The 13,077-nt window shown below is 53.5% G+C and carries 13 protein-coding genes; 10 read left to right on the top strand and 3 right to left on the bottom strand.

Annotated elements, in window-relative coordinates; genetic code table 11:
• Window positions 1-49: 49 nt before the first annotated feature.
• The gene (locus tag IMCC3135_RS00085; protein WP_088915715.1) at window positions 50-1,594 is read right to left on the bottom strand and encodes a hypothetical protein; all 1,545 of its coding nucleotides are present in this window, start codon (window positions 1,592-1,594) and stop codon (window positions 50-52) included.
• A 173-nt stretch (window positions 1,595-1,767) separates the two neighbouring features.
• Here IMCC3135_RS00085 and hslV point away from each other — a divergent pair, with 173 nt between their 5' ends.
• The 7 genes from hslV to IMCC3135_RS00120 all read left to right on the top strand — a co-directional run bounded on the left by hslV (window position 1,768) and on the right by IMCC3135_RS00120 (window position 7,631).
• Window positions 1,768-2,307, top strand: a complete 540-nt coding sequence (gene hslV, locus IMCC3135_RS00090) for an ATP-dependent protease subunit HslV (RefSeq protein ID WP_088915716.1) — start codon at window positions 1,768-1,770, stop codon at window positions 2,305-2,307.
• Window positions 2,308-2,314: 7 nt separating this feature from the next.
• Window positions 2,315-3,646 carry an ATP-dependent protease ATPase subunit HslU gene (hslU, locus tag IMCC3135_RS00095; RefSeq protein ID WP_088915717.1) on the top strand — a complete coding sequence of 444 codons (1,332 nt, stop codon included), beginning with the start codon at window positions 2,315-2,317 and terminating at the stop codon, window positions 3,644-3,646.
• 24 nt (window positions 3,647-3,670) lie between these two features.
• Complete coding sequence (locus IMCC3135_RS00100) at window positions 3,671-4,024, top strand: gamma-butyrobetaine hydroxylase family protein (RefSeq protein WP_088915718.1); 354 nt, start codon at window positions 3,671-3,673, stop codon at window positions 4,022-4,024.
• Between the two features lie 87 nt (window positions 4,025-4,111).
• Entirely contained in the window at window positions 4,112-4,891 is a 780-nt protein-coding gene (ubiE, locus tag IMCC3135_RS00105; protein ID WP_088915719.1) for a bifunctional demethylmenaquinone methyltransferase/2-methoxy-6-polyprenyl-1,4-benzoquinol methylase UbiE, read from the top strand.
• Between the two features lie 30 nt (window positions 4,892-4,921).
• On the top strand, window positions 4,922-5,536 hold the full coding sequence (locus tag IMCC3135_RS00110) for a ubiquinone biosynthesis accessory factor UbiJ (RefSeq protein WP_088915720.1): 615 nt from the start codon (window positions 4,922-4,924) through the stop codon (window positions 5,534-5,536).
• Window positions 5,533-7,209: a ubiquinone biosynthesis regulatory protein kinase UbiB gene (ubiB, locus tag IMCC3135_RS00115; protein WP_088915721.1), complete on the top strand. Its 1,677-nt coding sequence runs from the start codon at window positions 5,533-5,535 to the stop codon at window positions 7,207-7,209. Before IMCC3135_RS00110 ends, ubiB begins: the two co-directional genes overlap by 4 nt.
• 110 nt (window positions 7,210-7,319) lie before the next feature.
• The gene (locus IMCC3135_RS00120) at window positions 7,320-7,631 is read left to right on the top strand and encodes a hypothetical protein (protein WP_088915722.1); all 312 of its coding nucleotides are present in this window, start codon (window positions 7,320-7,322) and stop codon (window positions 7,629-7,631) included.
• Between the two features lie 4 nt (window positions 7,632-7,635).
• Here the strand turns inward: IMCC3135_RS00120 and IMCC3135_RS00125 are convergent, their stop codons facing one another.
• The gene (locus IMCC3135_RS00125; RefSeq protein ID WP_088921608.1) at window positions 7,636-8,289 is read right to left on the bottom strand and encodes a carbonic anhydrase; all 654 of its coding nucleotides are present in this window, start codon (window positions 8,287-8,289) and stop codon (window positions 7,636-7,638) included.
• Window positions 8,290-8,398: 109 nt separating this feature from the next.
• Here IMCC3135_RS00125 and IMCC3135_RS00130 point away from each other — a divergent pair, with 109 nt between their 5' ends.
• The 3 genes from IMCC3135_RS00130 (at window position 8,399) to uvrD (ending at window position 12,500) form a co-directional block, all read left to right on the top strand.
• Complete coding sequence (locus IMCC3135_RS00130; protein WP_088915723.1) at window positions 8,399-9,241, top strand: mechanosensitive ion channel domain-containing protein; 843 nt, start codon at window positions 8,399-8,401, stop codon at window positions 9,239-9,241.
• 7 nt (window positions 9,242-9,248) lie between these two features.
• Window positions 9,249-10,226 carry a zinc transporter ZntB gene (locus tag IMCC3135_RS00135; protein WP_205737840.1) on the top strand — a complete coding sequence of 326 codons (978 nt, stop codon included), beginning with the start codon at window positions 9,249-9,251 and terminating at the stop codon, window positions 10,224-10,226.
• A gap of 102 nt (window positions 10,227-10,328) precedes the next feature.
• Window positions 10,329-12,500: a DNA helicase II gene (uvrD, locus tag IMCC3135_RS00140; RefSeq protein WP_088915725.1), complete on the top strand. Its 2,172-nt coding sequence runs from the start codon at window positions 10,329-10,331 to the stop codon at window positions 12,498-12,500.
• Between the two features lie 93 nt (window positions 12,501-12,593).
• Here uvrD and IMCC3135_RS00145 read toward each other — a convergent pair whose 3' ends face one another.
• Window positions 12,594-13,064, bottom strand: a complete 471-nt coding sequence (locus IMCC3135_RS00145; protein WP_088915726.1) for a flavodoxin family protein — start codon at window positions 13,062-13,064, stop codon at window positions 12,594-12,596.
• Window positions 13,065-13,077 lie beyond the last annotated feature (13 nt).

Consider the following 13,077-nt stretch of genomic DNA (forward strand, 5'->3'; position numbering starts at 1 on the left):
AATAGTGATTGCTTCACGAGTTCCAAGGAGTGTTCCGGGGGCGTTAGCGTTATCCGTCAGTCAATGAAAATTGACTGAACAGCCCGTTGGCCTGCAGACATTTACGCAACTGTACCTGGCGCGACCTGTCGCCCTGAGAGGCCAGTAGACGGTCGCCGGACTGGTAGAGATAGGATGGCATCAGAATGGTCTGCATGACCGTGCGTTGCACCTTGCAGGCAATGATCAGTGCGTTTTCACCGACAGACTCTGGTTCCTGAACCGCATCGGCAGCCATTTGATCAATGTCGTGGCGATTGATGAGTGTGTTGCGAGTGACATTGACGGGCAGCAGGCTGGTGGCCAGATATTCCACACCCATACAGATACCCTCGGTGCCTCTGGCATGTACCCAGCGCACAACGCCCAACAGCGCATTGATCTTGCTGCTTTCACGTTCATCCGGACCGCGCAGAGGCTTGTTGAGTTCAGTCACACTGATCAGTTCACCGACCTGTACCAACCCGGCCCGACATTGGGCACTGGCCAGGCACATGCCCTGCGAGGACTGATTGATGATGTTCCAGGTGGTCTCTTCCGGCGCGGGGGTTTCATCAGGCCGGTACAGCAGATGAGCGCAGACTTCCTTGTGTCCAAAAACCACACGACGTGGTTCATGCAGAATCTGTCGGCACGATCGACGGTGTCGAGTGCGTGACAGAGCGACGTGCAGACGTGCCAGGGACTGACGTTCCAGCACATCGTTACCCAGAACACCGGTCGGGTTAGGCCGAATTCGGGATGAATACTTGTCAATGCGATAGAGCACGGGAGCAATACTGAACCAGCGTATCTGATCGGCGACATCGCTCAGCAGGCTCAACGCGGGTTCAGGTCGTGAACCCTGGCGTAGATTGATGGCGTAATCGGTGGATTGCAGGGTGGTTTTTTCACGCCCCTTTTCGATGTAGACGTCAGCCACACAAGTACGCAGGAAATCCAGTACCAGTTGCAACTGTCGAACACGTTGCTGTGTCAGGTCGGCAACACTGACCAGCAGGATGAAACGGTAGTGATCCTGCAAAGAGAGCAGCTCGGAACCCTGACGGCTCGATAGCAGCAGATGCTCCTCGGCCAGCGCATACAACTGATGTGCGTCCTGGATAAGTGCATCGGGAATTCGACGGTAGGCATGTGCCACAGATTCTGCTTGTCGTGCCAGAGCCTGCATGGCACGCCGGGCATCATCTGCCAGCGGCTCTTTGCTGTCTGACAGCAGAATCTTGAAAGCAAAGGCTTCTTCTCGCAACAATGCGTCCCGCAGTCTGGCACTACGTGAAAATTCACGTGTCAGTGGCAGCGGCTGAGCATGGCTTAGCTCACTCAGATGCACGTGCAGCTCTCGAAGCACTGGAATGAAGCAACTGAGCACGGCGCGCCGTTGATCAACGTCGTTGTGCAGACGGTTACTATGCTTGAGACCGCGATACACTTCGCGGGCGTCGGATTCGGCCTCCAGTGGGCGAAGGTCCTTCAGCCACGCCGCAACCCCATCCGGGTTGACAGGGAAGCTACCGGTGTCAGCGACAGTACGATGTGGAACAGTGAGTTGCATGGCGCGAGGCTATCACACGGACACTGTAGAGTACCGTATACAGTGCACGTCTGGTGCGGTTGAAAGGTCGATCAACAGGTACACTGATGATCTTCTGGTACTTAGGATAGTCTCCTGGTGCTTATTATTTTCACGTTTTCATACTGAATGCGTGTTCAACGAGGATAGATGTTGTGGAACAGTTCCGCGGAACCACGATTTGCTCGGTACGCCGTGGCAATCAGGTTGTCATCGGTGGTGACGGTCAGGTGAGCATGGGTAATGTGATCATGAAGGGCAATGCACGCAAGGTGCGACGCCTGTATCGTGACAAGGTGCTGGCTGGTTTTGCCGGTGGTACCGCAGATGCCTTTACTCTGTTTGAACGCTTTGAAGCCAAACTTGAAGCCCATAATGGCCAATTGACACGCGCGGCAGTGGAACTGGCCAAAGATTGGCGTACCGACCGTATGTTACGTCGCCTTGAGGCACTGCTGGCCGTGGCAGATGAAACGGCCTCACTGGTAATCACAGGCAATGGTGATGTGATCGAGCCCGAAGGTGGCATCATTGCCATTGGCTCGGGCGGCGACTTTGCCAAGTCGGCCGCACGTGCCCTGCTTGAACACACAGAATTGTCCGCGCAGGAGATCGTCCGTCATAGCCTTGAAACGGCGGCAGACATCTGTATCTATACGAATAACAATTTGACGATTGAAACTCTGGATTTCTAGATTACATATGTCCAACATGACACCGCGCGAGATCGTACAAGAGCTCGACAAGCACATCATCGGCCAGGCCAACGCCAAGCGCGCAGTGGCAATTGCACTGCGCAATCGCTGGCGCCGGCAGCAGCTTGATGACTCTCTCAAGAACGAGATCACGCCCAAGAACATTCTGATGATCGGGCCAACAGGTGTTGGCAAGACAGAAATTGCGCGTCGCCTGGCTAAACTGGCGAATGCGCCTTTCATCAAGGTCGAGGCCACCAAATTTACCGAAGTAGGTTATGTCGGCCGTGATGTCGAATCGATTATTCGCGATCTGGCAGATGTGGCGCTCAAGGAGACTCGTGAGCAGGCCATGCAAAAATTGCGCAACCGGGCTGAAGATGCTGCCGAGGAGCGCGTACTGGATATCCTGCTGCCACCCGCCACGAAGGTGGGTTTCAGTGTTGAGGAAACCACGGAAAGCAGCACCCGGCAGAAATTTCGCAAAAAACTGCGTGAAGGCGATCTGGATGACAAGGAAATCGAAATAGAGGTCCGACAACAGTCCGCTGGCGTAGAAATCATGGCGCCACCGGGAATGGAAGAAATGTCGCAGCAGCTGCAGGGCATGTTTCAGAATATGGGTGGTGGCCAGGCCAAGAAGCGCAAACTGCCCATTCGTGAGGCGATCAAGCATCTGATTGATGAGGAAGCAGCCAAGCTACTCAACGAGGATGAAATCAAGGCGCAGGCCCTGGAGAATATCGAGCAGAACGGTATCGTGTTCATCGATGAAATCGACAAGGTGGCACGTGGTGGCGAACGTACCAGCGGTGCGGATGTTTCACGCGAAGGTGTGCAGCGTGATCTGCTACCTCTGATAGAAGGCAGTACCGTGTCGACCAAGTTCGGTATGGTCAAGACGGATCACATTCTGTTCATTGCCTGTGGTGCCTTTCACCTGTCCAAGCCTTCAGATCTGATTCCCGAACTGCAAGGACGTTTACCGATCAGAGTCGAACTGGAAGCACTTACCACGCAGGATTTCCAGCGCATACTCAGCGAACCCGATGCATCACTGAGCGAGCAGGCCATTGCCTTGATGGGCACCGAAAAAGTGAATCTGGAATTTACCAACGATGGTATTTCACGAATCGCCGAAGTGGCCTGGCAGGTTAATGAGAGCACCGAGAATATTGGCGCTCGTCGTCTGCATACCGTGATGGAGCGTTTGCTGGAATCAGCTTCCTTCGATGCTTCTGATTCGGCTGGCACAACCGTTACCGTCAATGCAGACTATGTCGACAGCCACCTGGGCAACCTGGTGCAGGATGTCGATCTGAGTCGGTATATCCTGTAAGCAGCCCAGACACTACTGATTATCATGGCAAGACCTACTGACATCAAACTACACCAGAAGAGCCGGGTGCTGGAACTGCATTTTGACGATGGCTTCGAGTGCAACCTGACCTGTGAGTATCTGCGGGTAAACTCGCCATCGGCCGAGGTGCAGGGGCATGGACCCGGTCAGGAAGTACTGCAGGTAGGCAAGGAAAATGTTGGCATCACGGCGCTGACACCCAGCGGCAACTATGCTCTGAAAATCCATTTTGATGATGGCCACGATTCAGGCCTGTTCACCTGGCAGTACCTGCATGGTCTGGGCAAGCATTACGAGGAAAACTGGCAACGTTATCTGGACAAGCTTCAGGCTGCTGGCAAGTCACGTAAAGCCTGATCCGATATTCGGTTCAGGTTTCAATACTACAAGTACACAGTTGCAGTACCTTTCAATGAACGGGCAAAGCGCCGGGAAAGACAGACAATGTCGGTGATTGATAGCCAGGACAAGCATGACGTGAACGACGACAAGACACATTTTGGCTATCAGACAGTAGATGCCGATGCCAAGGCTGGCATGGTAGGCCAGGTATTCGATTCGGTAGCGGCCAAGTACGACGTCATGAACGATCTCATGTCCTTTGGCGTGCATCGTATCTGGAAACGTTTCACCATAGATCAATCGGGTGTTCGTCCTGGTCAGTCGATTCTGGATATTGCCGGTGGTACCGGCGACCTGGCCGGCAAGTTCTCGAAGCGCGTTGGCAAAGACGGTCTGGTTGTACTCGCTGATATCAACTCATCCATGTTGCGGGTAGGACGCGATAAGCTGATGGATATTGGTCTTGTGGGCAATATCGATTTTACCCAGGCCAATGCCGAGGCCTTGCCTTTCGAGGACGATACCTTTGATTGCATTACGATCGCTTTTGGTCTGCGTAATGTGACAGACAAGGACAAGGCGCTGGTATCCATGAATCGGGTGTTGAAGCCAGGCGGGCGTTTACTGATTCTGGAGTTCTCCAAGCCTGTATTGCCATTGTTGAGCAAGGCCTACGACGCCTACTCTTTTGCGGCACTGCCAATAATGGGAAAACTGGTGGCCAACGATGCCGAGAGCTATCGGTATCTGGCCGAGTCGATTCGCATGCATCCGGACCAGGAGACGCTCAAGAGCATGATGGACGATGCCGGTTTTGGTGTCACCAGCTATCACAACCTGACGGGTGGCATCGTAGCCTTGCACAAGGGTTTCAAGATCTAGAAAGTAGTCGAAAACGAGCTTGCTGCCGACATGCCGCTACCTATGCCACTGAACGTTTTTCTTGAGCAAACCATTGAGGTGTTGCTCAAGCTGGACCCGGAGACTCGTGAAAGACTCGAGACTCTGGATGGCAAACTGATCAGAGTCAATGTGACCTCCCCGCCCATGTCGGTTACCGTATCGGTGACCGACGGGCGGGTGTATGTGGTTGCCGATGCCACAGAGGTTGCAGATACGACGATCAGTGGTTCGCTTGCGGCGTTGCGATCTCTACCGGGTGGCAATGAGGCTTTGTATCGGGGAGAGGTCACTCTGGAAGGAGACCTGGGCGCCGGACAGGAGCTGAAGCAGATCATCGCTGGTATTGATCCGGATTGGGAAGAACTGGTCTCACCTCTGGTGGGCGATACTCTGGCATACAGACTGGGTACTGCAGGTCGCCACCTTGGGGCCTGGCTGGAGCGAACCCGATCAAGCTTGCAACAGAACACCAGCGAATATCTTCAGGAAGAAGCTGAATTGCTGGCACCCAATTCGGAAGTACGTGATTTCTGTAATCAGATCGATGACGTTCGCGCGCGAGCCGATCGGCTAGAGGCGCGATTGCGCAAGCTGGAACGGGCTACGGCGAGGGATGCTACATGATAGGCAGGGTGGCACGGTTCGCACGTATCGAACAGGTGATGGTCAAGTACGCTCTGGAAGAGTTGATTCTGGAGCAGACTCGTGCCCGCAGTCTGAAGCATCTGTTTCTGTTGTCGCCAACTCGCTGGATGTCTGCCGAAACGCGGGCCTTGCCGCGAGGTGTGCGCATTCGGATGGCACTGGAGGAGCTGGGTCCGGTTTTCGTCAAGTTGGGGCAAGTGCTCTCTACCCGGCGTGATTTACTGCCTGACGATATTGGTGATGAGCTGACCATTCTGCAGGATAAGGTCAAGTCATTCCCCAGTCCGATTGCCCGTGCACAAATAGAAAGTGCATTGGAGGCGACCATTGCTGAGGTTTTCAAGGATTTCGAGGACATACCGATCGCATCGGCCTCCGTGGCTCAGGTGCATGGCGCGGTACTGCATGATGGTAGTGAGGTCGTGGTCAAGGTCTTGCGCCCTGGTATCAAGGAGGTCATCCGTCGAGATGTCAGCCTCATGTATCTGCTGGCTGATATGGCGGCACTGGTTCTGGAGGATGGCAAGCGTCTACGTCCTCGAGAGGTAGTGGCTGAGTACGACAGAACCATTCACGATGAACTGGATCTGGTGGCCGAGGCAACCAATGCCGTCGTGCTGCGCAACAATTTCAAGGATTCAAAAACACTCTACATTCCGGAAATCTACTGGGAGTACACGCGTAGTTCCGTCATGGTTCAGGAACGCATCAGCGGCATACCGATTCGCGATGTCAAAGCCATGGCCGAGATTGGCATGGACATGAAAAAACTGGCAGAGCACGGTGTGGAAATTTTCTACACGCAGGTGTTCGATCACAATTTTTTCCATGCAGATATGCATCCTGGCAATATCTTCGTATCACGCGAGCACCCGGAACACCCACAATACATCGCCGTTGATTTCGGTATCGTCGGTTCACTGACTGATGAGGATCAACGCTACATCGGTGAGAATCTACTGGCCTTCTTCCAGCGAGATTACCGACGGGTCGCACAGTTGCATATTGACTCGGGCTGGGTGCCCAGGGATACACGAGTCAGTGAACTGGAAGCCGGGGTCCGGGCAGTGTGCGAGCCTATATTCGAAAAGCCGTTGTCGGAAATATCCTTTGGCCACGTGTTACTGCAACTGTTTCATGTGGCCCGCCGTTTCGAAATGGAGGTGCAGCCACAACTGGTGCTGTTGCAGAAAACCCTGCTTAATATCGAGGGTTTGGGGCGGCAGTTGTATCCGGATCTGGACCTTTGGGCTACGGGCAAGCCATTTCTGAAACGCTGGGTTCTGAAACGCAATAATCCGCAGACGATTCTCAAGCGATTCGTTGATCAGGCACCTGCCATACTTAAAGTCATGCCCGAGCTGCCCATGATGATGCATGATTTCATCGATATGCAGAACAAGACCATGCACAAGGAGCTGGCCGAGAGTGATCGGCATTCACACCGCTCGGGAAGTGGTCGAGGCCGAGGCCGGAGGGAGTCATCAGGTAAGGCTCTGCGATACAGCATCACAGGGGCGGCAGCACTGATATCCGCGGCAATGCTGAGCAGTGCATTTGTGATGAGTGCCACAGCTGCGGTGCCCTATTGGGTTGGCTTTGTAGCACTGGTCGGAGTTGTCTATCTGGTGGTGGGGTTACGCCAAACCTGATTAAACGGTACTTGCACACATTTCTGAAATTACCTGTCTAGCGGGTAAATGTTCTGGCAGCAAGGTTGCTATGAGTCTTTTACAACTCAGCGAATTTCAGTGAAGAGCGCATGCACAAGACTAAAATTGATCCTATCTGGGACGAAGGAATTTCGTCATATCTGATAGGAGAACATGAACGTTTGAAGGCTCCGCTGACAATCGATGATCTGCAGGGATTTGCCAATCAGCATGCAGTTCGCATCGGCGATATTCTGGAGACTTTGTACCTGATGACCATTTATGGTGAATGGCAATATGCCGATCTGGAAGGCGTCACTCTGGAGCTGAATGAGGTGGCACTTGACGAGCTATACGCCAAGGGGCGACTGGGTCGTGAGGATCTGGTGGATTTCGACGGTGTCTGGTCGCCCGTAGATTGATCTCCTAATGTTCGATCGCAGCAGGCGTGTCTTCTTCACCAACGCCATCCTGGAAAAAATCGACCTTGCCGGTTTCCAATGAGTATTCGGCACCGACGATTTTCAAGCCCTCGTGAGCGATGAGATTTTCCAGTATCTGGGACCCATGCTTGAGGTGGGCAACCGAGGCTCGGATGTTGGCTCGGGTGGCCAGTTGAATCAGTCTTTCTTCATCACTCTCAAGACCGGCTTCCATAAGCGTCTGAACCGAAGGCTGGATGCGGTTGACGATGGATTGCAGGTTGGGTGAGCGATTTGCAGAAGGTTGCTTGAGTTCACTGACAGTGGCTCGGATAGCACCGCACTGAGTGTGACCCAGTACGACAACCAGGCGGGCGCTGTGTGCGACTGCGGAGAACTCGACGCTGCCCAGTAGTGAAGGCGCAACGATATTGCCGGCAACCCGAATGACGAACAGATCACCCAGGCCCTGGTTGAATACAATCTCGGCTGGGACACGCGAGTCGGAACAGCCCAGAATGATGGCGAATGGGTTTTGCTGTTCGACAAGATCAGCGCGTCGGGTTTGACCCGTCACGACTGAAAGGTCGTCAACATCGGCCACGAATCGGGCGTTGCCCAGCTTTAGTCGGGAGAGAGCTTCGTCTGCAGGTATCATGAGTCTGAGTATACCCATAAGGCGATGAAAACAGATATTTACGAATCGCAAGGTATAGGAAAATCATGCACAAGCGCCTGATTATGGTGCCAACGTATTGGAAACACTCATGAGCTACGCTGTTCTGCAAAGTCTGCTGGCGCACAGAGCGACGCTGACTATCGGGATTGTGCTGTGTGCACTGCTATTGCGCGGACTGCTTATCCGCCGCATCCGTAAAACCAGAACCATTCTGACATCGTCTGAACGACGAGCGATGTCAACAGTGCACATGAGCTCCGTTATCTTCATTCTGGTGACGGTCTTCGTTTTGTGGTTGCCGCAGATACAGAACTTCATCTTGTCGATTACGGCCATCGCGGTTGCACTGGTCATTGTCACCAAAGAGCTCTCGATCTGTCTGCTGGGAGCCATTGTCACGAGAACCAGTCGCGCATTTTCCATAGGCGACTGGATTTCAGCAGGGACACATTTTGGCGAAGTCATCGAGCGTAACTTCATGACGACGACGATTCAGGAAATTGAACGACGTAGTTTTACCTATACCGGTCGCACGGCGGTTATACCCAATAGTCTGTTTCTGAGCATTGCGGTTACCAATCAGAACTTCCTGCGTCGATATCAATTCCACAGCTTTGATATCACGATTGAACCAGATGCCTTTCCGATTGATGCTGAGGACAAGCTGCAGGCGCGCATTGAAGCTCTGACCGTCCATTTTATTGATACCGCACAGCGCTACAACAAGATGCTGGAGCAGCGCACGGGAATTGATATTCCCGATGCCAAGCCGACGGTCGAATTCTCTACCAATGAAGCTGCAAAGCTTGTAACGACGCTGTCCATTTTTTGCCCAACCGATGAAATAGCAACACTGGAGAAAGCCATGATGAAAGAGTTTTTCGAGTGGTACCGGGTTAATAGAGACCAGAAAACCTCTCGTGTCGGGTGAGCCAGGAGTGGATCCTCGTGCAATGATCTTCGGTTTCAGCGTCCAGGCGGATGGCCGAGTGATTGAGCTGGATTGGGAGGCTGTAAAGCAACTTGATGTCATCGGTGTCAATCAGTGGCACTGGGTTCACCTGAACCGCTTGTCGCCCGAGGCGCAAGCCTGGTTGAGGGAGCGGGGTGCGCCTGATGATCAGGTGCTTGCAGCGTTACTGCAGGAAGACACTCGGCCACGTATCGTGCGCCACGAAGACGGTTTTTTGCTGAATCTGCGTGGAGTCAATCTGAATGATGGTGCAAATCCGGAAGACATGATCTCATTGCGTATGTGGGCGACAGAGCACTATGTGATAACCACGCGTGCGCATCGTATTCTTGCCGCCGAGGATGTCCGTGATCTGTTCAGAGCAGGGAACCCGCCAGATTCCAGCGGTAGTCTGATCTCGCTGATTGTAAAACGACTGGTGGCCCGCATGGGACCCGTCATAGCGGAAATGGATGACGAGGTGGACGAGCTGGAAGAGCAGTTGCTCACTACATCGACCACGACATCACGAGCCAGCGTCAGTGCCTTTCGTCGCATGGTGGTGACACTGAGACGCTACATGTCGCCTCAACGGGAAGCTCTGGCCGGATTTTTGCGCGATAGTGATGAGTTCCTGGTGGGCGATGACCGGCATTCACTACGAGATTCACAGGATGCGCTGATACGCCTGCTGGAAGATCTGGACATGATTCGTGAACGAGCATTGTTGTTACAGGAGCAGATAGTGGAGCAACGTGGTGAAGCCATGAATGCCCGCCTGTTTGTATTGTCTGTGATTTCAGCCGTTTTTCTGCCACTGGGATTTTTTACAGGCCTGTTTGGCGTCAATGTCGCTGGCATGCCCGGTGTCGAAAACCCGCTGGCGTTCGGCATGTTGTGCTTGGCAATGGTCCTGTTTGCGTTGCTGATCGTTTGGTTGTTTCGCCGCCTGCGGTGGATCTGAAAAGCGTGTTCAGGAATGGATAAACGTTCTTTGCATCAGATAACTGGATAAATACTCAGGTTTCCTGCTGCGTTCTGCGCTGTCCGTTGCTACCATGCAGCCATGGATGTATCAGACCTTATAGATTCCCTGAACGATGTACAGCGTCAGGCCGTTAGCGCTCCTCCGGGACACTTGCTGGTTCAAGCCGGTGCCGGTAGCGGCAAGACACGTGTGCTGGTGCACCGCATTGCATGGCTCAATAGGGTGGAAGGCATTTCGCCCTTCGGCATCATGGCGGTTACTTTTACCAACAAGGCGGCGCGTGAAATGCGATTGCGGGTTGAGCAATTGCTGGGTCAGCCTGTCGGGCCCATGTGGATAGGCACCTTTCACGGCATTGCACATCGATTTCTGCGCATGCATTGGCAGGAAGCCAAGTTACCGCAGGCATTCCAGATTCTCGATTCAGATGATCAGCTACGTGTCGTCAAGCGAGTGATTCGAACGCTGGAGCTGGATGAAACTCTTTTCCCGCCTCGCCAGGTTCAGTGGTTCATCAATGGTCACAAGGATGAAGGCCGCAGGCCTGCGCATATCGATGATGAAAATGATCCGATAACGGCACAATATATCCGTGTTTACACGGCCTACGAGGCAGCGTGTAAACGTGCAGGCGCGGTGGATTTTGCAGAATTGCTGCTAAGAGCACTGGAAACCTTACGAGATACGCCAGCTTTGTTGGCGCATTACCGCAAGCGTCTGCAACATTTACTGATTGATGAGTTCCAGGATACCAATGCTATTCAGTACGCCTGGATCCGCTTGCTGGCTGGCGATACAGGGCACGTTTTTGCCGTTGGTGACGATGATCAGTCCATCTATGCCTGGCGTGGTGCGCGGGTAGAAAACATTCTCAATTTCGACCAGGATTTTCCCGGTGCCGAATTGATACGACTGGAGCAGAACTATCGCTCTACCAGTAACATTCTCAATGCCGCCAATGCCCTGATTGACAAGAACCAGGGGCGTCTGGGAAAGAACCTCTGGACCGAAGGCGGCGCGGGTGAACTGATTACCCTGTACAACGCCTATAACGAAACCGATGAAGCAAGGTTCATCGTCGAAACCATTGTCGATCGTATCGCCGATGGCGCCATGCGACGTGACTGTGCCATTCTCTATCGCTCCAATGCCCAATCCCGCGTTATTGAGGAATACCTGGTAGCCGCCGGTGTTTCCTATCGGGTTTATGGCGGGCTGCGCTTCTTCGAACGTTCGGAAATCAAGGACACTCTGGCGTATCTGCGATTAGCCACCCACAGCTACGATGATGTCTCTCTGGAGCGCATCATCAACCAGCCGGCTCGCGGTATTGGTGACAAGACGGTAGGGGAGATCCGTAACGAGGCGCGTGCGCGCAACATCCCTCTGTGGGAAGCGGCTAACGAGCTGGTTAATGCAAAGCGTCTGAGTGGTCGCGCCAACACGGCGGTGGCCAAATTCCTGTCATTGATCGAGTCCATGCGAGAAGCCATTATCGAGCAGAGCTTGCCGCAACAGGTGCAGACGGTCAGTGAGCTGAGTGGTCTCATTGAGCATTTCAAGAAAGACACCAGCGATCGCGGACAAAGCCGGGTGGAGAACGTCGAAGAACTGTCCAATGCTGCTCGTACCTTCGCGCATCATAATGACGACGAACCTGAGATGAACGCCATTGACGAATTTCTCGCACATGCCGCATTGGAAGCGGGAGAGGGTCAGGCTGAAGCTGACGACAATGCCGTGCAGTTGATGACCTTGCACTCAGCCAAAGGGCTGGAATTTCCAGTGGTCTTCATGGCTGGAATGGAGCAGGGTCTGTTCCCTCATCAGCGCTCGGCAGAAGATCCGGTGCGCATGGAAGAGGAACGACGATTATGCTACGTGGGTATCACCCGGGCTGAGCGCAAGTTGTATATGTGCATGGCCGAACAACGGCGTCTGCATGGACGAGACCAGTACAACCCGCCATCAAAGTTCATCGCCGAATTGCCCGCAGAATTACTGGAAGAGATTCGACCACGCATGCAAGTCAGCACGCCGGTCTATCGGCCAAAGCCTTCCACACGATTTGTCGAAGAGGCGAATGATACGGGACTCAGTGTCGGCCAGATGGTCAAACACGGCAAGTTCGGTGTGGGTGTGGTGCTTGATCAGGAAGGTCGTGGCAAACAGGCCCGTGTTCAGGTCAATTTCGAAGAGGCTGGCAGCAAATGGCTGGTGCTGGCCTACGCCAATCTGCAGCCGGTCTGAGCCGGTCAAGAGCAGGAGCCTGTTCGAGAATATGTCGGCCTTCGGGCCGGCCGCCATCATCAGCAAGCCCCGTTACTCTGGCTTTGAATAACTTCAGATGATTCCGGCCTCAAGGCTGGCGGCCATGGCCAAGCCCAGCTCTTCACACTGAGTAATGAATTCTTCATTGAATTCGCCCCTGCATATCAGAGGTTCCTGGACGACTCGCCAACGCAGGCCTGTCGTGATGCTTTCTATCGCTCGGCGTGTACCGGTACCATCATGGCCTGCGCGAACATAGAAGGTAAAAGGCATTCCCTGGGTCGTCTCCAGGCATTCATAGTAGCAACGATCGAAGACGTCCTTGATCAGCCCCGCCATATATCCAAGGTTTTCGGTCGTACCGATTATGATTGCCTGAGCTGTCTTGATATCTTCTGGGCGTGTGTCCAGAGGGGCGATATACCTGACGTCTACGTTGGAGATTTCCTGATTACTGGCTCCACTGATGACGGCTTCTAGCAGACGCTTGGTATTCTCCGAAGGCGCATGAGAAATAATAAGCAATCTCTTGGTATCGACCATATTATTCAGACTC

The organism is Granulosicoccus antarcticus IMCC3135 (assembly GCF_002215215.1).
GTDB lineage: Bacteria > Pseudomonadota > Gammaproteobacteria > Granulosicoccales > Granulosicoccaceae > Granulosicoccus > Granulosicoccus antarcticus.